Source organism: Streptomyces sp. NPDC005722 (genome assembly GCF_040630935.1).
Taxonomy (GTDB): domain Bacteria; phylum Actinomycetota; class Actinomycetes; order Streptomycetales; family Streptomycetaceae; genus Actinacidiphila.
In genome coordinates this window covers 15,525-37,783 of the sequence record NZ_JBEXYN010000017.1, presented here as the reverse complement: position 1 = coordinate 37,783, position 22,259 = coordinate 15,525, and the positions used below count along the sequence as shown (strand labels likewise).

Genomic DNA, 22,259 nt, shown 5'->3' with positions numbered 1-22,259 from the left:
GGGCGTGACCGGACGCTGGGAGTTCTGGATCGACCGGGGCGGCACCTTCACCGACGTCGTCGCCAGACGGCCCGACGGCGGCCTGCAGACGTGCAAGCTGCTCTCCCACGACCCCGGCCGCTACCGGGACGCCCCCGTCGAGGGCATCCGGCGCATGCTGGGCCTCGAGCCCGGCGAACCCGTGCCCGCCGACCGGATCTCCGCCGTCAAGATGGGCACCACGGTCGCCACCAACGCCCTCCTGGAGCGCAGGGGCGAGCCGACCGTCCTGCTCGTCACCGAGGGCTTCCGGGACGCGCTGCGCATCGCGTACCAGAACCGGCCCCGGCTCTTCGACCGCGAGATCGTGCTTCCCGAGGCGCTCTACGAGCGCGTCGTCGAGGTGCCCGAACGCATCGACGCGCACGGTGACGTCGTCCGTCCCCTCGACGCGGCCGCCACCGGCGCGGCCCTGCGCGGGGCACGCCGGGACGGCCTCAAGAGCGTCGCCGTGGTGCTGCTGCACGGCTACCGCCATCCCGCTCACGAGCAGGCCGTCGCGCGGGCGGCGCGCGAGGCCGGATTCGACCAGGTCAGCTGCTCCCACGAGGTGAGCCCGCTGATCAAGCTGGTCCCGCGCGGCGACACCACCGTGGTCGACGCCTACCTGTCGCCGATCCTGCGCCGCTACGTGGACGAGGTGGCCGCCGAACTGCGGGGCGTCCGCCTGATGTTCATGCAGTCCAACGGCGGGCTCCGCGAGGCCGGCCACTTCCGGGGCAAGGACGCCGTGCTCTCCGGTCCCGCCGGGGGAGTGGTCGGCATGGTCCGCACCTCCCGGCAGGCCGGGTTCGACCGCGTCGTCGGCTTCGACATGGGCGGCACGTCCACCGACGTCTCCCACTGGGCGGGCGAGCTGGAACGCGTCCTCGGCACCCAGGTGGCGGGCGTACGGATGCGCGCGCCCATGATGAACATCCACACGGTCGCGGCGGGCGGCGGCTCCGTCCTCCACTTCGACGGGCAGCGCTACCGCGTCGGCCCCGACTCCGCCGGCGCCGACCCCGGACCCGCCTGCTACCGCCGCGGCGGCCCGCTGACCGTCACCGACGCCAACGTGATGCTCGGCCGCGTCCAGGCGGCGCACTTCCCGCCCGTCTTCGGCCCGGACGGCGACCTGCCACTGGACACCGAGGCCGTACGCGACGGCTTCGCGCGGCTCGCCGACGAGGCCACCGCCGCGACAGGCGACCGCCGCACCCCGGAGGAGGTCGCCGCGGGCTTCCTGGAGATCGCCGTCCTGAACATGGCCAACGCCGTCAAGAAGATCTCCGTGCAGCGCGGCCACGACATCACCCGCTACGCCCTCACCAGCTTCGGCGGCGCCGGCGGGCAGCACGCCTGCGCGGTCGCCGACGCCCTGTCCGTCGACACCGTCGTCGTGCCGCCGCTGGCCGGTGTGCTCTCCGCGTACGGGATCGGCCTGGCCGACGCCACCGCCATGCGGGAACAGTCCGTGGAGAGCGGGCTCACCGAGGAGGGGTTGCCCGCCCTGGCGGAGGTCCGCGACCGGCTCGACGGTCTCGCCCGCGCCCAGTTGCGCGAGGACGGGGTCCCCGACGCCACCGTGGGGACCGTCACCCGCGTCCACGTCCGCTACGCGGGCACCGACGCGGCGCTGCCCGTCCCCATGGGGACGGTCGACGCCATGCGCGAGGCGTTCACCGCCGAGCACCGCGCCCGTTACGCCTTCACCATGGACAAGCCGCTGGTCGTCGAGGCGGTCTCGGTGGAGGTGGTCGGCTCCGCCGGCCCGCCGGGCCGGCACTTCGTGGAGCAACCGGCCCGCGAGGGCCCGCTGCGGCCGGCCGCCGAGGTGTCGCTGTACGCGGAGGGCCGGCGGCAGGACTGCCCCCTGTTCCGCAGGGACGGGATGCGCCCGGGCGACACCGTGGACGGGCCCGCGGTGATCGCCGAGGCCGACGCGACGACCGTCGTCGACCCCGGCTGGCGGGCCGCGGTGGGCGAGCACGGCCATCTCCTGCTCACCCGGGTGCGGCCACGGCCCCGCAGGACGGCCGTCGGCACCGAGGTCGACCCCGTGATGCTGGAGGTCTTCAACAACCTCTTCATGGCGATCGCCGAGCAGATGGGGGTCCGCCTGGAGAACACCGCCCACTCCGTCAACATCAAGGAACGCCTGGACTTCTCCTGCGCCCTGTTCGACCCCGAGGGCAACCTCATCGCCAACGCGCCCCACATCCCCGTCCACCTCGGCTCCATGGGCGAGTCCATCAAGGAGGTGCTGCGACGCAACCGGGGCACCATGCGCCCTGGCGACGCCTACGCCGTCAACGACCCCTACCACGGCGGCACCCATCTGCCGGACGTCACCGTGATCACCCCCGTCTTCGACGAGGAGGGGCGCTCGCTGCTCTTCCTGGTGGCCTCGCGTGGCCACCACGCCGAGATCGGCGGGCTCACCCCCGGTTCGATGCCCGCCTTCAGCCGCACCGTGCACGAGGAGGGCGTCCTCTTCGACAACTGGCTCCTGGTGCGCGACGGCCGGCTGCGCGAGGAGGAGACCCGCGCCCTGCTCGCGGACGCCCCGTACCCCTCGCGCGACCCGGACACCAACATCGCCGACCTGCGCGCGCAGATCGCCGCCAACGAGAAGGGCATCTCCGAGCTGCGGCGTACGACCGCCGAGTTCGGCCTCGACGTCGTGCACGCCTACATGCGGCACGTGCAGGACAACGCCGAGGAGTCCGTGCGGCGCATCGTCGCCGGCCTCCACGACGGCGACCGCGCGTACGAGACGGACAACGGCGCGGTCATCCGCGTCGCCGTCCGCGTCGACCGCGGTGCACGCGCCGCCGTCCTGGACTTCACCGGCACCTCGCCGCAGCAGGAAGGCAGCCTCAACGCCCCGCGCTCCGTGGTCATGGCCGCCGTGCTCTACGTCTTCCGCACCCTCGTCGCCGACGACATCCCGCTCAACAGCGGCTGCCTCAAGCCCCTGGACGTCCGCGTTCCCGAGGGGTCGATGCTCGCCCCGGAGTACCCGGCGGCCACCGTCGCCGGCAACGTGGAGACGTCCCAGGCCGTCACGGGAGCCCTGTACGCGGCGCTCGGCGTGCAGGCCGAGGGCTCCGGCACGATGAACAACGTCACCTTCGGCAACGACCGGGTGCAGTACTACGAGACGGTGGCCTCCGGCGCCGGGGCGGGCGAGGGCTTCGACGGCGCCGACGCCGTCCAGACCCACATGACCAACTCCCGGCTCACCGACCCCGAGATCCTGGAATGGCGCTACCCCGTCCGTGTCGAGGGCTTCGCCCTGCGCGACGGCAGCGGGGGCGAGGGCCGCTGGCACGGGGGCCGCGGCGCGGTGCGCCGCATCCGCTTCCTGGAACCCATGACGGTCGCCGTGTTGTCCGGCCACCGGCGGGTCGCCCCGTACGGCATGGCGGGCGGCGGGCCCGGCGCGCTCGGCGAGAACCGGATCGAGCGTGCCGACGGCACCGTCACCCCGCTCAGCGGGGTCGACTCGGCCGAGGTGGGGCCCGGTGACGTCCTGGTCGTCGCCACGCCCGGCGGGGGCGGCTACGGGGCCGCCGGCACCTGAAGGGTCCCGGACGCGGTGGTGCCCGGACCGCGCCGTTTGGGCCGTTGTCGGTCGGAGCGCCTAGTCTGTGCGTCGTGACCACGACCGTTCCGCACCAGCTCAGCGGCGGTGTCCGGCCCGCGCCGGGCCCGGCCGCCGACGAGGGCCTGGCCCGCCGCCTCAAGGCCCTGGCCTGCACGGCGCCGCTGCACGACCTCGACGTGCGCAAGGCCAACCTCGCGGGCGAGTACTCGGTGTACGCGATGGCGGAGGTCGCCCTGGCCGCCATCGACCTGGTCACGCTCAACATGGACTTCGACACCGGCGCCGACCACGACCAGATAATCTCCCGGCTGCTGCCCCGCATCGCCGCACAGGCCCCCGGCCGTCCCGCCCCCGAGCACGAACGGGTGGGCCGCTGGGTCCTGGAGAACCTGATCAACGTCGGCAGCGTCGACCGCGGCTTCCGCGCCGTCTACGGCACCTTCGGCGCCGACGGCGCGTACGTCCGCCGCGACTACGACTTCAAGCTGATCGAGGAGGTCGCGGGCCGCGACGGCACCGTCTACCTGCGCACCACCGACGAGGCCGTCAACGTGCTCGTCGGCGCCCTCGACACGGACGTCACCAGCGCCCAGATCGCCGCCGAGGTCAAGCTCGAGGTGCTGATCAACCGGGGCCGCCTCGCCGACGCCCAGCTCGCCGCCGAGCAGGCCCGCTACCGCACGGTGCAGTACGCCGAGACGCTGCGCCGCGCCCTGGACGCCACCCGCCGCAACGTGCGGGCCGTCGACTGGGTCGCGGCCGTCCCCGACATGATCGCCGAGGCGCTCGACCACGTCGCCGACCGCTACCGGCACGAGAACGCCATCCTGACCAACATCCGCAAGGCCAGGGACGAGTCGGAGGACCCGGAGCACAAGCGCCGCGCCGCCGAACTCGTCGACATCGTCAAGGACTGCATCCGCCGCCACACCCAGCTGCAGTCCCGGCTGCTGGAGGCCGGCCCGATCTTCCGCGCCGAGCAGGACCGGCAGGCCTTCGCCGCACCCCGCGGCGGCGCCCTCGTCGGCATGCTCGACCTGTACGGGCAGCTGGTCGCGCCCGTGCTGCCGCTCCCGGTGGAGCAGGCCACCCGCGTCACCGACGCATGGTTCGCCCGCGGCACGGGCTACCGCACCCCCGCCTCGGTGCGCGTCACGGACCTCGTGGAGGCGCTGCTCACCCCGCCGCTGGAGCGCGAGCACCTCGGCGCCGAGATGCCCGAGCCCGACCTCGTCGCCACGCCCGACGACAGCCGGTTCAGCGAGGAGCAGCTCGAGACCGCCCTGGAGCTCCTCGACCTGCCCCACGACGCCCCGCGCCGGCTGTCCGGGCTGCTCGCCGAGGCCCGTCGTCTCGACCCCGAACTGCCCTACCTGGTGGCCCTGCTGGCGGTGCACGCCGCCAGCCCGCCGGTCGGCACCGCCTACCGCCAGGGCGAGGAGCGGCTGCTGTTCGCCGTGGACGACGGCACCCGGCTGGACGACCCCGAGTTCGGCGGCGCCGACCTGGTCGTGGGCACGGCCCGGCTGGACGCCGCCGGAATGGCCGCCGAGCGGTCCGAGGTGGCGTGACGATGAGCGAACCGACCATCCGTACCGAGGAGACGACCCCGTGAGCGACCACCGCGACGGCGAGAGCACGCAGCCGCCCGCAGCGGCCCCCGCGGCGGCGGCCGTCACCCCGGGGGACGCCGCGGACGCCGCCCGCCTCGTCGCCTTCGGCCTGCAGCCGAAGCTGCTGCCCGCGCGCGACGCCGAGTACGCCGAACTGATCCGCCGCTACCGCGAGGAGCCGCTGTTCTCCCGGCTGGCCGACGCCGTGGCCGCCGGCCTCGGCCTGGTCGTGCTGGAGGTCTCGCCGCGGGCCGGCATGGCACTGGCCGCCGGCGAGGACTCCGTCTTCGCCGTCCGCATGGGCGACTACTCGCGCCGCGCCGCCTCCGACGCCGGCGACCGCTTCCTGCACGGCCTCGCCCACCTCGCCACCGCCGCCATGGCCTTCCCGCGCCCGGAGGACCTCGCCGACGACGCGTACATCGGCCGCGTCACCGTCAACGGCATCGACGGCTTCCTGCGCCAGGCCTGCCGCCGGCTGGAGGAACGGGCCGAGGAGCAGGGCGAGAACACCGACCCGGCCACCGACGCCCCGGGCCTCGAGTCCGCCTGGCGGGTCTACGTGCGCCGCAGCTCCACCGGGGCGACCAAGGACGCGCGCCGCCTGGCGGGCTCCACCACCGGCATCGTCGGCAAGGCGGTCTCCTTCCTCGTCGACTCGGGGTTCCTGCAGCGCACGGGTGACGAGTCGGGCGGCACCTACCGCACCACCGCCCGCTACCAGCTCCAGGTGCGCGACATGGCGGGCAGCGCCGCCATGGCCGAGCTCCTCGACCTCGGCATCGTGCCCCGGGCCGGGGAGGCGGCGGCCCTGATGCCGGCCGAGGAGGGCGACGACCTCGGCCTCGCGGCCGGAGCCGGCCTGCCCTTCCACTCCTGACAAGAGGCCCGCCCCGCCACCGGGATCCAGCCGATCCACCCGAAACCGCCGACCACAGACCACCACGACGAGAGCCCCCCATGTACGAGCTGTCCCGGGTCCGCCTCTACTCCATCGGGCCCGCCGGTGCGCGCTACGCCGACACCGTGCTGGACCTGCGCGGAGTCGGCGAGCCCGTGCCGCAACCCGCACCCGCCCAGGCGGAGTTCTTCGAGGACGAGCCGACCGGGCCGCCGCGCCGTCCGGCCCCGGCCGGGGTGCTGTTCCTGGAGAACGGCGGCGGCAAGTCCGTCCTGCTCAAGCTGATCTTCTCGGTCATGCTGCCCGGCCACCGCAACACCCTGGGCGGCGCCAGCTCCGGCGTGCTCCGCAAGTTCCTGCTGGCCGACGACTGCGGCCACGTCGCCCTGGAGTGGCAGCACACGGTCACCGGCGAACTGGTCGTCGTGGGCAAGGTCAGCGAGTGGCGCGGACGCCAGGTCTCCTCGGACCCGCGCAAGTTCGCCGAGGCCTGGTACTCCTTCCGGCCCGGTCCCGGGCTCGGCCTGGACTCGCTGCCCGTCGCCGAGTCCACCGCGGTCCGCCCGTCCGCCGAGGGCGCCTCGGGCGCCCGTGGCCGCCGCCGCACCATGAAGGGCTTCCGCGACGCGCTGACCGACGCCGGACGCTACTACCCGCACCTGGAGGTGGTGTGGGAGGAGATCCACGACCGGTGGAACGAGCACCTCGGCGAGCTCGGCCTCGACCCCGAACTCTTCCGCTACCAGCGGGAGATGAACGCCGACGAGGGCGAGGCGGCCGGCCTCTTCGCGGTGAAGAAGGACTCCGACTTCACCGACCTGCTGCTGCGCGCCGTCACCGACACCCGGGACACCGACGGCCTCGCCGACCTCGTGCACGGCTTCGCCGGCAAGCTGGGCCGCCGGGCCGAACTCACCGCGGAACGCGACTTCACGGCCGGCTCCCTCGAACTGCTCGGCCGCATCGTCGAGACCACCGCCGCCCGCGACCAGGCGCGCGGTGTGCACGCACAGTCCGAGCGCCGCACCCGCGCCCTGGCCCGCCGGCTGTCCGCGCGCGCCCGCGAGGAGCGGGGCCGTGCCGCGGAACTGGCCGAGGAGACGGCCCGGGCCGCGCACACCGTCACCGACGCCGAGGCCGCCCGCGGCCGCGGCGCCCTCGTCGCGGCCGAACTCGCCTACCGGCACGCCTCGCTGGCCCTGGCCGCCGGCGAGAAGAGCGCCACCGCGCTGCGCCGTGAGCTCAACGACGCCAGGACGTTGCAGTCCGCCTGGCAGGCCGCGGAGACCGTCCTGCGGCACCGTGCCGCCGCCGACCGCCTGGCCCGGGTCACCGCCGCCATCCGCGAGGCGGAACGGGACGCCGCACCCGCGCTCGCCGCCCGTACGAAGGCCGCCGCCGACCTCGTCCGCGTCCTGCACGCCGCCGCGGATGCCGCCGACGAGCGGGCGGACGCGGAGGAGGAACGCTCCGCGGGACTCCAGGCGCAGTCCGAGGCGGCGCATCGCGACGCCACCGCCGCCGCGACGGAGGGGCAGCGCGCCCGCAGCGAGGCCGGGCACCTGGTGCAGCGGCTCGCGGAGGTCGAGCAGGAGACCGCGGAGGCGGTCCGGGCCGGCTGGCTGGACGACTCCGCCCCGGACGCCGACCCGGCCCGTGCGGCCCTGGAGGCCTCGGACGCCGAGAAGGCGGCCTCGACCGTGGCCGAGGCGGCCCGCGACGCCGCCCGCCGGGCCGGGGAGCGGGCCCGGGAGGCCGCCGCCGCCGACGCGCGCGCCGAGCTGTCCGCCGCCCGCGCGGCCGACGCCCTCGCCGCGGCCGAGGCCGCGCACGCCGCCGAGTCGCGCGTCGCCGACGCCCTCGCGGCCGAACCCCGGCTGGCCGCACTGCTCAGCCTCCCGCCCGCGGAGGTGCAGGGGACCGTCCCTGCGGCCGGCACGGAGGACGACACCGCCGCGGACCGGGCCCCCGCCATCCCCGCGCAGGCCTCCGCCGCCCGTCGCGGCGTCCCCGCGTCCGGTCGGCGTCCGGCCGAGCAGGGCCCGCTGACCGCGGCCGAACTCGACGCCTTCGCGGAGCCGCTGCGGGAGATGCTGGACGGCGCGGTGGCCTCCGCCGAGCGGCAGCTGTTCGACCTGCGCACCGCCGCCGCCGACGACGCCCGCATCCTGGCCGCGCTCGGTGACGGCGGGCTGCTGCCGCCGGGCCCCGACGTGCTCGCCACGGTCGAGTACCTGGGTGAGCACGGCATCCCCGCGCTCCCCGGCTGGCGTTACCTCGCCCAGGCCGTCGACCCGGCCGACCACGCCGCCGTGCTCGCCGCACGCCCGGAGCTGGTGGACGGCGTGGTCGTCACCGACCCGCAGAGCTACGCCAGGGCCCGCGAGGTGCTGGCGCAGGCGGCCCTGCTGCCGCGGTCGACCGTCACGGTCGGTACGGCGGCGGCCCTGCTCGCCCCGCCGCCCCCGGTGGGCGCCGAGCCCGAGCTCTTCCTCGTCCCGCCCAACCCGGCCATGCACGACGAACTGGCCGCCGACGGCGAGCGGCAGGCGCTGCGCGCCCGCGCGACCGCCCGCGAGGAGGACATCCGCCACCTCGCCGCCCGGCTGGCCGAGGACCGCACGCTGGCCGCCCGGCTCTCCTCCTGGCGCTCCGGCTGCCCGAGCGGCCGGCTCGCCGAGCTCGCCGATGCCGTCGGGACCGCCCGGGAGTCCGCGGGCACCGCCCGCGAGGAACTGGCCGAGGCACGCTCCGTACGGAGGGAGGCCGACGAGGCCGCCGCCGAGGCGACCGCCCTGCGCGACGAGCGCCAGGAGACGGCACAGCAGGCCCGCCGGGCCGCCGACGCGCTCGCCGGCCTCGCCTTCCGGCTGCGGGAGCGGGCCAACTGGCAGCGCAGGACCCGGGAGCTGGCCGAGGACGCCGCCGAGGCCGAGACCCGGGCCGAGGCGTGCCTGACGCTGGCGCGCGCCGCCGACGAGGACCGCCGCGCCGCCCAGCGCGCCGCGGACGACGCCCGCCGCACCGCGCGGGTGCTCCGCGCCGAGCGCTCGGAGATCACCGGCGCCCCCGACGAGGCCCTCGACGACGAGGACGGCGCGGCAGAGCAGTCCGGATCGCTGCCCGCCCTGCGCGAGGCCTACCGGGCCGCGTCCCAGGTGTACGAGAAGGTGGGCGTCGGCGCCGACCTGCGGGCCGAGCAGGCCCGCGCCGAGAGCACCGAGCAGTCCGCGCTCACCGAACTGGAGCGCCTCACCAACAAGGTGCGCACCCGCGCCGCCCAGCTGCTGGAAGGCACGGACGGCGCCGACGGCCCCGCCCGGCAGGCCGCGGCCGCGCGCGCCGAACAGCTCGTGGCGACCCTGGACTCCCGCGCCTCCACGGCCAGCGAGCAGCTGGGCCGGCTGCGCGGCGAGGCCGAGCGGCACGCCCCGGCGGACGGCGAGGCGCACACCGAGCTCCCCGAGGAGCTGCTGCCCCGCGACGCCGGGCACGCCCAGGAGCTGCTGCGCGGCGCCAATGGCGAACTGGCCGCCCGCACCGAGGCGCTGGCACACGCCCGGGACGGCCACGGGGACCTGGTGCGCGCCCACCGTGCCGCCGAGGACGCCGCGACCGGCTTCGACGAACTCGCCGCCCTGCTGCGGGACCTGCTCCGCGACGGCGACCGCCAGCCCGAGGAGGCGGAGGAGGAGCCCGAGCCGTACTCCGGCTCCCTGGAGGAGGCCAGGGCCGCGGTCGCCGAGACCCGCCGCAGCCTGCGCGGATGCGCCGCCGACCTGTCGGCGGCCGAATCGCAGCTGCGCGAGGCCTGCGACGTCCTCGTGCGGCACGCCAACGCGGCCCGCTACGAGCAGGTGCGCACCCCGGCCCGCCAGCAGATCCGCGAACTGCCCGGCTCCGCGCTGCCCGATCACGCGGCGGCCTGGCACACCGCCTTCGCGCCGCGGCTGCGCGTCCTGACCGACGAACTGGAGCAGCTGGAGCGCAACCGCGACAGCATCGTCGACCGGCTGCGCGGCATGGTGGAGTCCTCGCTGGCGACCCTGCGGTCCGCGCAGCGGCTGTCCCGCCTGCCGGAGGGGCTGGGGGAGTGGTCGGGCCAGGAGTTCCTGCGGATCCGCTTCGACGACCCGGACCACGCGGAGCTCAACGAGCGGCTCGGCGCCGTGATCGACGAGGCGACCCGGGCGGCCGTCCGCAAGAACTCCGACCTGCGCCGGGACGGCATGTCGCTGCTGCTGCGCGGGGTCGCGGCGGCCCTCGAGCCCAAGGGCGTGGCCGTCGAGATCCTCAAGCCGGACGCGGTGCTGCGGGCCGAGCGCGTGCCCGTCGGGCAGATGGGCGACGTCTTCTCCGGCGGCCAGCTACTCACCGCCGCCATCGCGCTGTACTGCACGATGGCCGCGCTGCGCAGCAACGACCGCGGCAGGGACCGGCACCGGCACGCGGGCACGCTCTTCCTCGACAACCCCATCGGTCGTGCCAACGCCACCTACCTGCTGGAGCTGCAGCGGGCGGTCGCCGACGCGCTGGGCGTCCAGCTGATCTACACCACGGGGCTGTTCGACACCACGGCGCTCGCCGAGTTCCCGCTGGTCGTACGGCTGCGCAATGACGCTGACCTGCGCGCGGGCCTGAAGTACATCAGCGTCGAGGAGCACCTGCGGCCCGGACTGCCCGTCCGGGACCCGGAGTCCGAGCCGGTGCACGGCGAGATCACGGCGACGCGGATGTTCCGCCGCCCGGCCGAGCAGCCGGCCCCCCAGGGCGGCTGACCCCGCGGCCGGGCGCCGTCGCGCCCCTGGGCCGCCCCGGCTTGCTCAGGCGGTACGGGCGCCGGTGCCGGACACGCGCCGGCGCCGTTCCGCGTCGCGGGCCTCGGACCGGGCCCGCCGCCGCCCCCGCCTGCGCTCGCGGCGCAGCCTGCGGGCCGCACTGCTGGGGCTGGACACCACGCCGTTGCGCTGGTTCCAGACCTGGCGCGTGATCCACACGTCCAGCACCGCCCAGGTGGCGAGGACGGTGAAGGCTATGGCGGTGAGCATCGCGGGCGCCGCGAGCCAGGACTCACCGGCCGTCCCCAGTGCGGCGATCACCGCGGCGATCACGGTCAGCGACACGACGAGCCAGGCCCGCACGGCCGCCCGGCGCACCGGGTCGGGCAGGCGCGGTCGCCCGACGGGCTCCTCCACCCACAACTGCCGCCGGGCCTTCCGCGGCGGAATGTCGCGATCCAATGCGTCCTCGACGAGGTCGTCCATGAAATCTGCTCCCCTGCGGCATACCGGTGCTGCGGTGCCGGATCCCCGATGTCCGACTCCAGAGTGGCTGCCCGGTTTCCGCCGATGAATGCCCTCCGCATTCCGGAGCACCCCCTCCCCACCTCTCATACGCCGGACGGGCCCCCCGGGTTCCCTGTGCGGTGCATTTCGGCCAGGCGTGCCGGCTGTTCATCCGTACGAATCGGGTCGTCCCGGGGCAAGGGCGGAAGCAGGGCTTTCGGTTTGGTCATCCGGCAGTAGTAGGCTCGCGCCGTTTGCAGTCGGAACACGACAGCCCTTGACCGGGTTTGACGTTGGGGAGGCCATGCGCTTTCGCGGTACGACGATCCGGCGGAAGATCGTGGCACTGCTGCTCATTCCGCTGGTGTCCCTCACGGCCATCTGGGCCTTCGCCGCGACCCTGACCGGACGTCAGGTCTGGGGCCTCTTCGGCGTCGAGCAGACCGTCAACGCGCTCGGCTACCCGGTCGAGGACGGCATCCAGGCACTCCAGCAGGAACGCCGTTCCGCCATGCTCTACTTGGCCGATCCTCGACGGTCCGACGCCCGCGGCACGCTGCTGGCGCGGGAACGCGCGACGGACACGGTGATCGCCCGGCTGCGCGACAACGCGCGCGACTCCGGCAACCGGGAACGGCTGACCCCTGGCTCGCGGCGCCGCCTCGACCTCGTCGTCCGCGGGTTCGGCGGCCTGGAGACGCTGCGCGGCAAGGTCGCCAAGGGCGGCATCAGCCGCAACGACGCCTTCCGTGCCTACAGCGGCCTCTTCGACCCGGCCTACGCCTTCCTGGACTCGCTGAACCCGATCAACAACGTCACCATCGACAAGCAGGGCCGCGCCCTCATCCAGGTCACCCGGGCCCGCGAGGCGATCAGCCAGGAGGACGCCCTCATGGTGGCGGCCATCGCGGCCGGCCGCATGAGCGCGGCGGAGATGCGCTCCTTCACCTTCGCCGTCGCCGAGCAGCGCGCCTACTACGCCGACAACCTCCATCTGCTGACCGGCGAAGAGCGCGCCCTTTACGACGCCTACTGGGCCGGGCCCTCCGGCCGCGCCCTGCGTGCCGCCGAGGACACCGTCATCTCCGCGGGCGCTTCCGGCGCGCCCCGGGCCGCGGACCGCGTGTCCTGGCAGAGCACGGCCTCCACCGCGCTGAGCGACCTGGACCGGATGGGCGTCGAGGCCGGGGACCTGCACAAGAAGCGCGCCGAACCGATCGGCATGCGGCTGGTCGCGACCGCCTCGATAGCCGGCGGCCTCGGCCTGATCGCCGTCGTCGCGTCCGTCATCGTCTCCATACGCATCGGCCGCAGCCTCATCCGCGACCTGTCCCGGCTCCGCAAGGAGGCCCAGGAGGTCTCCGGCACCCGGCTGCCACGCGTCATGCGCCGGCTCGCCGCGGGCGAGGAGGTCGACGTCGAGACCGAGGCGCCGCGCCTGGACTACCCCGACGACGAGGTCGGCCAGGTCGGCAAGGCCGTCAACACGCTGCAGCGCGCGGCCGTCGAGGCCGCCGTGCGCCAGTCCGAGTTGCGCCGCGGCGTCTCCGAGGTCTTCGTCAACCTCGCCCGCCGCAGCCAGGTGCTGCTGCACCGCCAGCTCACCCTGCTGGACGCCATGGAGCGGCGCACCGAGGACCCGCAGGAACTCGCGGACCTCTTCCGCCTCGACCACATGACCACCCGCATGCGCCGCCACGCCGAGGGCCTGGTGATCCTCTCGGGCGCCGTGCCGTCCCGGCAGTGGCGCAAGCCGGTTCAGCTGATGGACGTGGTGCGGGCGGCCGTCGCCGAGGTCGAGGACTACGAGCGGGTCGACGTGCGCCGGCTGCCGCGGCTCGCCGTCACCGGCCACGCCGTCGCCGACCTCACCCACCTCGTCGCCGAACTCATCGAGAACGCCACCGTCTTCTCGCCGCCGCACACCAGCGTCCAGGTGCACGGCGAGTCCGTCGCCAACGGCTTCGTCCTGGAGATCGACGACCGCGGCCTCGGCCTCACCCCCGACGCCATGCTGGAGGCGAACCTCCGTCTCGCCGAGACGCCCGAGTTCGAGCTCTCCGACACCGACCGGCTCGGCCTCTTCGTGGTCAGCCGGCTGGCCCAGCGCCAGGGCGTCCGGGTGTCGCTGCGCCCGTCCCCCTACGGCGGCACCACGGCCGTGGTGCTGGTGCCGGCGACGCTGCTGACCGAGCCCGGCGAGGAACAGCAGCCGGAGCCCCCGGCCGACGAGACCGCGGAGCAGGACGCGCCGGACGTGACGGTGGTCCCGGACGCGCCGGACGAGCCGCGGGTCCGGCCCATGTCGGCCGCCACCGAGCACAGCTTCCGCCAGTGGGGTCTGGTCCCCGAGCCGGACGACGAGCCCCGCGAGCACCGGCCGCACCTCACCGAGACCGAGGGGGCGCCGGCCGGCGCGGGCGACGCGGCCCCGGGGGCGAAGCCCTCCCTGGCGCCGGGCGACGGCCTCACCGTGCTGCCGCGCCGCCGCCGCACGCCGGTCCTGGTCGCCGAGAACGGCCGCCCCGTGGGCGAAGCGCCCCCGACCGCCGACCCCGCGCCGCAGGAGGAGCCCGCCGTGCCCGAGCCGCAGGAGGAGCCCGTGGGCGCCGGACTGCCCCGCCGGGTGCGCCAGGCCAGCCTCGCCCCGCAGTTGCGCGGGGAATCCACCACCGGGACCCGTACCGCCGCCGCCGGCGCGGACGGGGACGACGGGCCCGAGCGCTCGCCCGAAGAGGTGCGCGACCGCATGGCCTCGCTGCAGCGAGGATGGCTGCGCGGCCGCGCGGTCGCCGACGACCTCGGCACCGACGGCACCGACGACGTCCGCCCCGCCGACCGTCCGGGAACCACCCCGGCGGAGCGCGGCGGCGACGGCACAACCAGAACCACCACGGAGGGGAACGGTCCATGACGGCACCATCGAGCGCGTCCCGCGAGCTCAGCTGGCTTCTCGACGAACTGGTCGGTCGCGTGGCCAGCATCCGCAAGGCGCTGGTGCTCTCCAGCGACGGCCTGGCCACCGGCGCGTCCGAGGGCCTCACCCGTGAGGACGCGGAGCACCTCGCAGCCGTCGCCTCCGGCTTCCACAGCCTCGCCAAGGGCGTCGGACGGCACTTCGAGGCCGGCAAGGTCCGGCAGACCCTCGTGGAGCTGGACGAGGCCTTCCTGTTCGTCACCGCCGCGGGCGACGGCAGCTGCCTTGCCGTGCTCGCCGACTCCGACTCCGACGTCGGGCAGGTCGCCTACGAGATGGCGCTGCTGGTGAAGCGGGTCGGCGTGCACCTCGCCACCGCCCCGCGCACCGACGACGACGCGGCGCGGGCGGTGTGACGAGGACGCCATGAGCTCCGAAGCGGACCGCTGGTACGACGACGACGCCGGGCCCGTGGTGCGGCCCTACGCCATGACGCGCGGCCGTACCAGCCACGCCGCCGAAGCCCGGCTCGACCTGATCGCCCTGGTGATCGCCGAGTCCCGCAGCGAGGACGACGACGCCGACGTCGACCGCACCCTGTCGCCCGAGCACCTCGACATCGTCGGGCTCTGCCGGGAGCAGCCGATGTCGGTCGCCGAGCTGGCGGCCGACCTCGACCTGCCCGTGGGCGTCGTGCGGGTGCTCATCGGCGACGTCCTGGAGGCCGGCCTGGTCCACATCAGCCGGCCCGTCCCGCCGGCGGAGCTGCCCGACGCCGGGCTGCTCCGTGACGTCATCGACGGCCTGCGCGCGCTCTGAGCCACCCCGGGGGCACCGTGGGCCCGCCGTGGCCCCTGGTGCCCCTCGTGCGCGCCCGAGGGGCCGTCAGGACCGTTCCCGGCCGGACGGGTGAGGCCTCGGACCGGTAACGGCCCCGGGACCGCTGGTAGTTGGCCGGTCGTACCGTAGTAATGTTCCACTGCCACAGCTGATCGCCCGACGCAGTCCCTAGGACCCAGGATGCCTCTGACCTGTGTAAACGGCACGACCGGAGGAGTGAGTCATGGCCTTCGGACGCTCTGAGAGCCGTCTTTCCCCCGTCGAGCCCGTCACGCTGAAGATCCTGGTGGCCGGCGGCTTCGGCGTCGGCAAGACCACGCTCGTCGGCGCGGTCAGCGAGATCCGCCCGCTGCGCACCGAGGAGACGCTCAGCGAGGCCGGGCGGCCCGTCGACGACACCGCGGGCGTCGAGGCCAAGCGCACCACCACCGTCGCCATGGACTTCGGCCGGATCACCCTCCGCGACGACCTGGTGCTCTACCTGTTCGGCACACCGGGCCAGGACCGCTTCTGGTTCCTGTGGGACGAACTGGCGCAGGGCGCCCTCGGCGCGGTCGTCCTCGCCGACACCCGGCGCCTGGAGGACTGCTTCTCCGCGGTCGACTACTTCGAGCGCCGCGGCATCCCCTTCGCCGTGGCCGTCAACGTCTTCGACGACGCCGAGCGGCACCCCGCCGACACCGTGCGCGACGCGCTCGACCTCGACCCCGAGGTGCCGCTGGTGATGTGCGACGCCCGGGACCGCGCCTCCGCGAAGAAGGTGCTGATCACGGTGGTCGAGCACGCGGCCCAGGTGGCCGGCGACCGCAGGGCCGCCGCCGCCAACTGAGCCGCGCGGCGCGTACGGCGCAGGCCGGTCAGCCCCCGGCGGACGGCGCGGGGCCCTCGTCCTCGTCGTCGTCCTGCCAGCCGAAGCTGCGCTCGACCGCCTTCTTCCAGCGGCGGTACTCCTTCTCACGGGTCTTCGCGTCCATCCGGGGCTGCCACTCGGCGTCCTTCTGCCAGTGCGCCTTGAGCGTGTCCAGGCCGTCCCACACCCCGGTGGCGAGGCCGGCGGCGTAGGCCGCCCCCAGCGCCGTGGTCTCCGAGATCCGCGGCCGCACCACCGGGACGCCCAGCACGTCCGCCTGGTGCTGCATCAGCAGGCCGTTCGCCGTCATGCCGCCGTCGACCTTGAGCCCGGTGATGTGCACCCCGGAGTCCTGGTACATCGCGTCGACGACCTCGCGGGTCTGCCAGCTGGTCGCCTCCAGCACCGCCCGCGCCAGGTGCGCCTTGGTGACGTACCGGGTGAGGCCGGTGATCACCCCGCGCGCGTCGGAGCGCCAGTACGGGGCGAAGAGCCCGGAGAAGGCGGGGACGATGTAGGCGCCCCCGTTGTCCGGGACGCTCGCCGCGAGGGCCTCGATCTCGTCCGCGGCGGTGATGATGCCGAGGCTGTCGCGGAACCACTGCACCAGGGCGCCGGTGATGGCGATCGACCCCTCCAGGCAGTAGACCGGGGCCTGCCCGCCCAGCCGGTAGCCCATGGTGGTGAGCAGGCCGTTCTTCGACGGCACCGGCCGGTTCCCGGTGTTGAGCAGCAGGAAGCTGCCCGTCCCGTAGGTGTTCTTGGCGTCTCCCGTCCCGTAGCAGGCCTGGCCGAAGATCGCGGCCTGCTGGTCGCCGAGGGCCGAGGCCACGGGCACCCCGCCGAGCTGGCCGACCGCCGTGCCGTACACCTCGGAGGAGGAGCGGATCTCCGGGAGCAGCGCCTCGGGGACGTTCATCGCGGCGAGGATCGCCGGGTCCCACTCCAGCGACTCCAGGTTCATCAGCATCGTGCGGCTCGCATTGGTGACGTCCGTGACGTGGACGCCGCCCTCCGTACCGCCCGTCAGGTTCCAGATCAGCCAGGAGTCGATGGTGCCGAAGGCGATCTCGCCGTTCTCCGCGCGGGCGCGCAGGCCCGGCACGTTGTCCAGCAGCCACGCCACCTTGGGGCCGGAGAAGTAGCTGGCGAGCGGCAGTCCCGTGGACTCGCGGAAGCGGTCCTGGCCGTCCTGGCCGCCGAGCCGGTCGCACAGCGCGGCGGTACGGGTGTCCTGCCACACGATCGCGTTGTGCACCGGGCGGCCGGTGGTGCGGTCCCACAGCACGGTGGTCTCGCGCTGGTTGGTGATGCCGAGCGCACTGAGCTGGTCCGGGTGGAGCCGGGCCTTGGCGAGCGCGCCCGCCACCACGGCCTGCACCTTGGACCAGATCTCGGTGGCGTCGTGCTCCACCCAGCCCGGCTTGGGGAAGATCTGGCGGTGCTCGCGCTGGTCGAGCGCCACGATCGACCCGTCGGAGTCGAAGACGATGCAGCGGCTGGAGGTCGTTCCCTGGTCGATGGCGGCCACGTAGCGGGTCGCCGTACCGGACGTTTCGGTCATGACCGCCTCACTTGAACGCGACGTTGTAGATGAGACCGGACAGGGCGCCGCCGAGCAGCGGACCGGCCACCGGGATCCAGGCGTACGCCCAGTCGGAGGTGCCCTTGAAGGGGATCGGCAGCACGGAGTGGACGATGCGCGGCCCGAGGTCGCGCGCCGGGTTGATGGCGTAGCCGGTGGGGCCGCCCAGGGAGAGCCCGATGCCGGTCACGAGCAGCGCCACGATCAGGGTGCCCGTGCCGGTCTCGCCGAGGCCCTTGCTGAGGCCGAAGGCCAGGATCGGCAGGACCAGGCCCATGGTGGCGATCGCCTCGGTGATCAGGTTCTGCCACCAGACGCGGATCTCGGGGACGGTGGAGAAGACGGCGAGCGTGGGCTGGCGGGTCTCCTCGGCGCGGTTCGCCGCGAACTGGCCGTAGTACACCAGCCAGCACAGGACGGCGCCCAGCATCGCGCCGATGATCTGCCCGGCGAGGTAGACCGGCACCTGGCTCCACTTGCCGGTGCTGATGGCGACCCCGAGCGTGACGGCGGGGTTCAGCTGCCCGCCCGACAGGGGACCCGCGGTGTACGCGCCGGCCAGGACCGCGAGGCCCCACCCGAAGGAGATCACGATCCACCCGGATGCCCGCGCCTTCGAGTGGTGCAGGAGGACCCCGGCCACCACGCCGGCGCCGAACAGGATCAGGATCGCCGTTCCGATGATCTCGCCGACAAAGACGTCTCCGTTGGAATACATGACGGCTCCTTCGTGCGGGCGCACGTGTCGGGCATGCGCCGCCAGAGAATGGCGCACGCGGACGCGGGTACGGAGGTCCCGCCTCCCGCCCGGCCTCCGCGCCACCCGGAAGTGTTGTCCCGGGGTGATGGAGCGTCAAGGTATCGGACAGATCACCTGATTACGACCACCGACGAGCCGTGCCCGAACAGGCCCTGGTTCGCCGTCACCCCGACGCGGGCCCCCGCGGTCTGCCGGTGCCCCGACCGGCCGCGCAACTGCCAGGTCAGTTCGCACACCTGGGCGAGCGCCTGGGCGGGCACGGCCTCGCCGAAGGAGGCGAGGCCGCCGCTCGGATTGACCGGGATCCGCCCCCCGATCGCCGTGGCCCCGTCGCGCAGCAGCTTCGCCGCTCCGCCCGGCGGGCACAGGCCCAGGTCCTCGTACCAGTCCAGTTCCAGCGCCGTCGACAGGTCGTAGACCTCCGCCAGGTCCAGGTCCTCGGGGCCGATGCCCGCCTCCTCGTAGGCCGCGCGGACGACGGTCGCCCGGAAGCCCACGGCCGGCTCCCCGGGCACGGTGGCGAGGGCGGAGTCGGTGGCGATGTCCGGGAGGTCCGGCACCGTGCGCGGGTAGACCGGAGTGACGGTGGAGACCGCGCGGATCCGCACCGGGTCCGCCGTCGCGCGGCGCCGGGCGAAGTCCAGGCTGGACAGGACGACGGCGGCGCCCCCGTCCGAGGTGGCGCAGACGTCGAGCAGCCGCAGGGGGTCGGCGACGACGGGGGAGGCCGCCACCTCGGCGGCCGTGACCGGTGCCCGGTAGCGGGCGAGCGGGTTGGCGGCCCCGGCGGCGGCGTTCTTCACCTTCACCCGGGCGAAGTCCTCCGGCGTGTCGCCGTGCAGTGCCATCCGGCGGCGCGCGTACAGCCCGAAGTACGCCGGGTTGGTGGCGCCCAGCACGCGGAAGCGCAGCCAGTCCGGGTCGTCGGGCCGGTCGCCGCCGGCGGGCGCGAAGAAGCCCTTGGGAGCCGCGTCCGCGCCGACGACCAGCGCGGTGTCCACCAGGCCGGCCAGGATCCGCGCCCGGGCGGTGTCCAGGGCCTGCGCCCCGGAGGCGCAGGCGGCGTACACGCTGGCCACCCGGGCGCCCTGCCAGCCCAGCGCCTGCGCGAAGGCGGCGCCCGCGACGTAGCCGGGGTAGCCGCCGCGTACGGTGTCCGCGCCGACGACCAGACCGACGTCGCGCCAGTCCAGTCCGGCGTCGGCGAGCGCGGCGCGCGCCGCCGCGACCCCGTACCGCGTGAAGGGGCGGCCCCACTTGCCCCACGGGTGCATGCCGACGCCGAGGACGGCCACGTCACGGTTCATCGTCCGCCTCCACGGGGCGCCAGTGCCAGGTGGTCCAGATGTGCTCCGCGTCCTCGTGCAGCACGCCGGTGACCAGCTCGACCTCCATGCCCACGGCCAGGTCGGCCACGCCCGTCCCGGCCGCGGCCTGCCCGAGCACGATCATCCGTTCCGCCGTCAGCTCCACCGCCACCAGGGCGTACGGCTCCCAGGGGCGCGCAGGGTCGGAGACGTACGGGGCGGGCGGGCGGTAGCGGGCGTCGGTGTACGACCAGACCCTGCCCCGCCGGGACAGCGCTACCTCCTCCAGCTCCGCCGCGCCGCCGTCGCAGGCCGGGTTGCGGCAGGCGTCGTCCTCGCGCGGGAAGAACACCGCGCCGCAGCCGCGGCAACGGGTGCCGAGCAGCCGGAAGCCGGTGCCGTCCGCCGTGTCCTGCGTGAACCAGCCCGTCACCACGGGCTTCCGTGAGCGCCCCACGTCCGGCCCCTCCTCATCGACCCTTGTCGCGATCTGGCGAGTCGTCAGAAGTCTGTCACGGGCGGGCCGTACCGCGGAACGGGGTGGACGGTGTCGGTGCCGGCTGCTAAGTTCTTCTCGAAGCGAGAAATACTCGAAGTGAGAACAACTGGCGAGGGGTGGCGCACGATGGCAGACCGGCAGGGTGAGGACGCGTTCCTCGCCGCCTATGACCCGCGCGCCTTCGAGCCCATCGCCGTGACCGTGGACGTCGTCGCCCTGACGCTGCGTCAAGGCGCCCTTCACGTGCTGCTGGTGCGCCGCGGCGGACCGCCGTACGAGGGAGCCTGGGCACTGCCCGGCGGCTTCGTACGAGCCGGCCGTGAGTCCCTGGACGAGGCGGCGGCCCGTGAACTGGCCGAGGAGACCGGGCTCGACGCGGCGCACGGCCTCGGCCGCGTCCACCTCGAACAGCTCGGCACCTACGGCCGTCCCGACCGCGACCCGCGCATGCACGTCGTCTCCGTCGCCTACCTCGCCTTCGCCCCGGACCTGCCCGAGGCGCAGGCGGGCAGCGACGCCGCGGCGGCCGAGTGGGTGCCCGTCGAGGCGGTCGCGCCGTGGGGGAACCCTGATGCCGCCCCTGTGCGTCCCAAGGAGCAGGACCGGCCGGCCGGGATCCACGGGGGTGGTTCCGGCCGCCGGTCCGACCTGTCCGACCCGCCCGGCCTGAGGTCCGGTCGGGCGTCCGGCCCCGGCGCCGGTCTCGCCTTCGACCACGGCACGATCCTCGCCGAAGGCCTCGACCGGGCCCGCGCCAAGATCGAGTACACCCCGCTGGCCACCGCCTTCCTCGGCGAGGAGTTCACCGTCACCGAGCTCCGCTCGGTCTACGAGGCGGTCTGGGGCCGCACCCTGCACGCCGGGAACTTCCACCGCAAGGTCCTGTCGGTGCCGGGCTTCGTCGAGTCCACCGGCACCACCGCGGGCCGCGGCGGCTCCAGGGGCGGCCCCCGGGCCCGCCTCTACCGTGCCGGCGACGCCCGCCTCCTGCACCCCGCACTGCTCCGTCCCGACCGTGAGGACAGTGTCCGATGACCGCCACGACGCCCTCCGCGTCCGCCCACCGGGTCCGTACCTTCGACGACGCCCTGGCCGCCCTCGGCCGGCCCTTCCCGGCCGGCACCACCGAGGCCGCCCGCCACTACCGCCGGCTCGCCCGCCTCCTGCACCCCGACACCGCACCGCCCGGCCGCGCAGGCGAGGCCGAGGCCGCCTTCGTCCGCCTCACCGCCCTGTGGCGGCGGCACACAGGCGACGGCCCGGCCCTCACCACCGCGCGCGGTACGTACCCGCTGGGACCCGTCCTCGCCGAGGGCGACCTTGCCGTGCTGCGCGCCGCGGGGCCCGGCACCGTACTGAAGATCCCGCGCCGCCCCGCGGACAACGACCTGATGGAGCGTGAGGCCGACGCCCTCACCCGGCTGCACACCGTCGCCGACGCCCGGCACCGCGCCTACGCGCCCCGCCTCGTCGAGTCCTTCCGCCACCGCGGCCCCGACGGCACCGAGCGCCGCGTCAACGCCCTCCAGCGGCTGCGCGGATTCCACAACCTCGCCGCGGTCCGGGCACTCCATCCCGGCGGCCTCGACCCGCGGGACGCCGCATGGATGTGGCGCCGTCTGCTGGTGGCCCTCGGCTGGGCGCACCGGGCCGGGGTCGTCCACGGCGCCGTGCTGCCCGAGCACATCCTGATCCACCCCGCCGAGCACGGTCTCGTCCTGGTCGGCTGGTGCCACTCCACCGAACGCGGCGCGACCGTCCCCGCCCTCGTGGAGCGGCACCGCGCCCTCTACCCGCCGGAGGTCCCCGGCCGGCGCCCCGCCACCGAGGCCACCGACATCCACCTCGCCTCGCGCTGCGTCGAGCAGCTGATGGGGGACCGCGCGCCGCGCCCGCTGAGCGCCTTCCTGCGCGGCTGCACGCTCCCCTCCGAGGCCCGCCGTCCGCACGACGCCTGGCGGCTGCTCGCGGAGCTCGACGACGTCCTGGAACGCCTCTACGGCCCGCGCGCCTTCCGCCCGTTCACCATGCCGGGCACCGGCACCTGACGCCCGGCACAACCGACGTACCT

The 22,259-nt window shown here is 74.8% G+C and carries 15 protein-coding genes; 10 read left to right on the top strand and 5 right to left on the bottom strand.

Features of this window, described 5'->3' with window-relative positions; all coding sequences use genetic code 11:
• Window positions 1-4 precede the first annotated feature (4 nt).
• The 4 genes from ABZ479_RS20805 to ABZ479_RS20790 all read left to right on the top strand — a co-directional run bounded on the left by ABZ479_RS20805 (window position 5) and on the right by ABZ479_RS20790 (window position 10,923).
• On the top strand, window positions 5-3,607 hold the full coding sequence (locus ABZ479_RS20805) for a hydantoinase B/oxoprolinase family protein (RefSeq protein WP_500462966.1): 3,603 nt from the start codon (window positions 5-7) through the stop codon (window positions 3,605-3,607).
• Between the two features lie 74 nt (window positions 3,608-3,681).
• Window positions 3,682-5,202, top strand: coding sequence for a hypothetical protein (locus ABZ479_RS20800; protein ID WP_500462965.1), 1,521 nt, complete (start codon window positions 3,682-3,684; stop codon window positions 5,200-5,202).
• A 40-nt stretch (window positions 5,203-5,242) separates the two neighbouring features.
• Window positions 5,243-6,124, top strand: coding sequence for a hypothetical protein (locus ABZ479_RS20795; protein WP_500462964.1), 882 nt, complete (start codon window positions 5,243-5,245; stop codon window positions 6,122-6,124).
• An 80-nt stretch (window positions 6,125-6,204) separates the two neighbouring features.
• Window positions 6,205-10,923, top strand: coding sequence for a coiled-coil domain-containing protein (locus ABZ479_RS20790; protein ID WP_500462963.1), 4,719 nt, complete (start codon window positions 6,205-6,207; stop codon window positions 10,921-10,923).
• A 45-nt stretch (window positions 10,924-10,968) separates the two neighbouring features.
• Here ABZ479_RS20790 and ABZ479_RS20785 read toward each other — a convergent pair whose 3' ends face one another.
• Entirely contained in the window at window positions 10,969-11,409 is a 441-nt protein-coding gene (locus tag ABZ479_RS20785; RefSeq protein ID WP_500462962.1) for a hypothetical protein, read from the bottom strand.
• Window positions 11,410-11,734: 325 nt separating this feature from the next.
• Here ABZ479_RS20785 and ABZ479_RS20780 point away from each other — a divergent pair, with 325 nt between their 5' ends.
• From ABZ479_RS20780 to ABZ479_RS20765, 4 genes are all read left to right on the top strand, one after another.
• Window positions 11,735-14,344: a sensor histidine kinase gene (locus tag ABZ479_RS20780; protein ID WP_500462961.1), complete on the top strand. Its 2,610-nt coding sequence runs from the start codon at window positions 11,735-11,737 to the stop codon at window positions 14,342-14,344.
• Window positions 14,341-14,763, top strand: a complete 423-nt coding sequence (locus tag ABZ479_RS20775) for a roadblock/LC7 domain-containing protein (RefSeq protein WP_499607290.1) — start codon at window positions 14,341-14,343, stop codon at window positions 14,761-14,763. The genes ABZ479_RS20780 and ABZ479_RS20775 overlap by 4 nt, the downstream gene beginning before the upstream one ends.
• Window positions 14,764-14,773: 10 nt before the next feature.
• Window positions 14,774-15,166, top strand: a complete 393-nt coding sequence (locus ABZ479_RS20770) for a DUF742 domain-containing protein (RefSeq protein WP_500462960.1) — start codon at window positions 14,774-14,776, stop codon at window positions 15,164-15,166.
• A 244-nt stretch (window positions 15,167-15,410) separates the two neighbouring features.
• On the top strand, window positions 15,411-16,016 hold the full coding sequence (locus ABZ479_RS20765; RefSeq protein WP_499607284.1) for a GTP-binding protein: 606 nt from the start codon (window positions 15,411-15,413) through the stop codon (window positions 16,014-16,016).
• Between the two features lie 28 nt (window positions 16,017-16,044).
• Here the strand turns inward: ABZ479_RS20765 and glpK are convergent, their stop codons facing one another.
• The 4 genes from glpK to ABZ479_RS20745 all read right to left on the bottom strand — a co-directional run bounded on the left by glpK (window position 16,045) and on the right by ABZ479_RS20745 (window position 20,125).
• A complete protein-coding gene (gene glpK, locus ABZ479_RS20760) occupies window positions 16,045-17,601 on the bottom strand; it encodes a glycerol kinase GlpK (protein WP_500462959.1) in 1,557 nt (518 codons plus the stop codon).
• Between the two features lie 7 nt (window positions 17,602-17,608).
• Window positions 17,609-18,340 (bottom strand): MIP/aquaporin family protein, encoded by a 732-nt coding sequence (locus ABZ479_RS20755; RefSeq protein WP_500462958.1) that lies wholly within the window; start codon window positions 18,338-18,340, stop codon window positions 17,609-17,611.
• Between the two features lie 152 nt (window positions 18,341-18,492).
• Window positions 18,493-19,689 carry a lipid-transfer protein gene (locus ABZ479_RS20750; RefSeq protein WP_500462957.1) on the bottom strand — a complete coding sequence of 399 codons (1,197 nt, stop codon included), beginning with the start codon at window positions 19,687-19,689 and terminating at the stop codon, window positions 18,493-18,495.
• A complete protein-coding gene (locus ABZ479_RS20745; protein WP_500463077.1) occupies window positions 19,679-20,125 on the bottom strand; it encodes a Zn-ribbon domain-containing OB-fold protein in 447 nt (148 codons plus the stop codon). The genes ABZ479_RS20750 and ABZ479_RS20745 overlap by 11 nt, the downstream gene beginning before the upstream one ends.
• 189 nt (window positions 20,126-20,314) lie before the next feature.
• Here ABZ479_RS20745 and ABZ479_RS20740 point away from each other — a divergent pair, with 189 nt between their 5' ends.
• Entirely contained in the window at window positions 20,315-21,223 is a 909-nt protein-coding gene (locus tag ABZ479_RS20740) for an NUDIX hydrolase (RefSeq protein ID WP_500462956.1), read from the top strand.
• Window positions 21,220-22,236: a J domain-containing protein gene (locus ABZ479_RS20735; RefSeq protein ID WP_500462955.1), complete on the top strand. Its 1,017-nt coding sequence runs from the start codon at window positions 21,220-21,222 to the stop codon at window positions 22,234-22,236. Before ABZ479_RS20740 ends, ABZ479_RS20735 begins: the two co-directional genes overlap by 4 nt.
• Window positions 22,237-22,259: the final 23 nt, after the last annotated feature.

What these genes read in the sequence shown, in the direction of transcription:
- ABZ479_RS20790 (WP_500462963.1), top strand. Translation starts at nt 6,205, where the DNA reads ATGTACGAGCTGTCCCGGGTCCGCCTCTACTCCATCGGGCCCGCCGGT.
- ABZ479_RS20785 (WP_500462962.1), bottom strand. Translation starts at nt 11,409, where the DNA reads ATGGACGACCTCGTCGAGGACGCATTGGATCGCGACATTCCGCCGCGG.
- ABZ479_RS20780 (WP_500462961.1), top strand. Translation starts at nt 11,735, where the DNA reads ATGCGCTTTCGCGGTACGACGATCCGGCGGAAGATCGTGGCACTGCTG.
- ABZ479_RS20775 (WP_499607290.1), top strand. Translation starts at nt 14,341, where the DNA reads ATGACGGCACCATCGAGCGCGTCCCGCGAGCTCAGCTGGCTTCTCGAC.
- ABZ479_RS20770 (WP_500462960.1), top strand. Translation starts at nt 14,774, where the DNA reads ATGAGCTCCGAAGCGGACCGCTGGTACGACGACGACGCCGGGCCCGTG.
- ABZ479_RS20765 (WP_499607284.1), top strand. Translation starts at nt 15,411, where the DNA reads ATGGCCTTCGGACGCTCTGAGAGCCGTCTTTCCCCCGTCGAGCCCGTC.
- glpK (WP_500462959.1), bottom strand. Translation starts at nt 17,601, where the DNA reads ATGACCGAAACGTCCGGTACGGCGACCCGCTACGTGGCCGCCATCGAC.
- ABZ479_RS20755 (WP_500462958.1), bottom strand. Translation starts at nt 18,340, where the DNA reads ATGTATTCCAACGGAGACGTCTTTGTCGGCGAGATCATCGGAACGGCG.
- ABZ479_RS20750 (WP_500462957.1), bottom strand. Translation starts at nt 19,689, where the DNA reads ATGAACCGTGACGTGGCCGTCCTCGGCGTCGGCATGCACCCGTGGGGC.
- ABZ479_RS20740 (WP_500462956.1), top strand. Translation starts at nt 20,315, where the DNA reads ATGGCAGACCGGCAGGGTGAGGACGCGTTCCTCGCCGCCTATGACCCG.
- ABZ479_RS20735 (WP_500462955.1), top strand. Translation starts at nt 21,220, where the DNA reads ATGACCGCCACGACGCCCTCCGCGTCCGCCCACCGGGTCCGTACCTTC.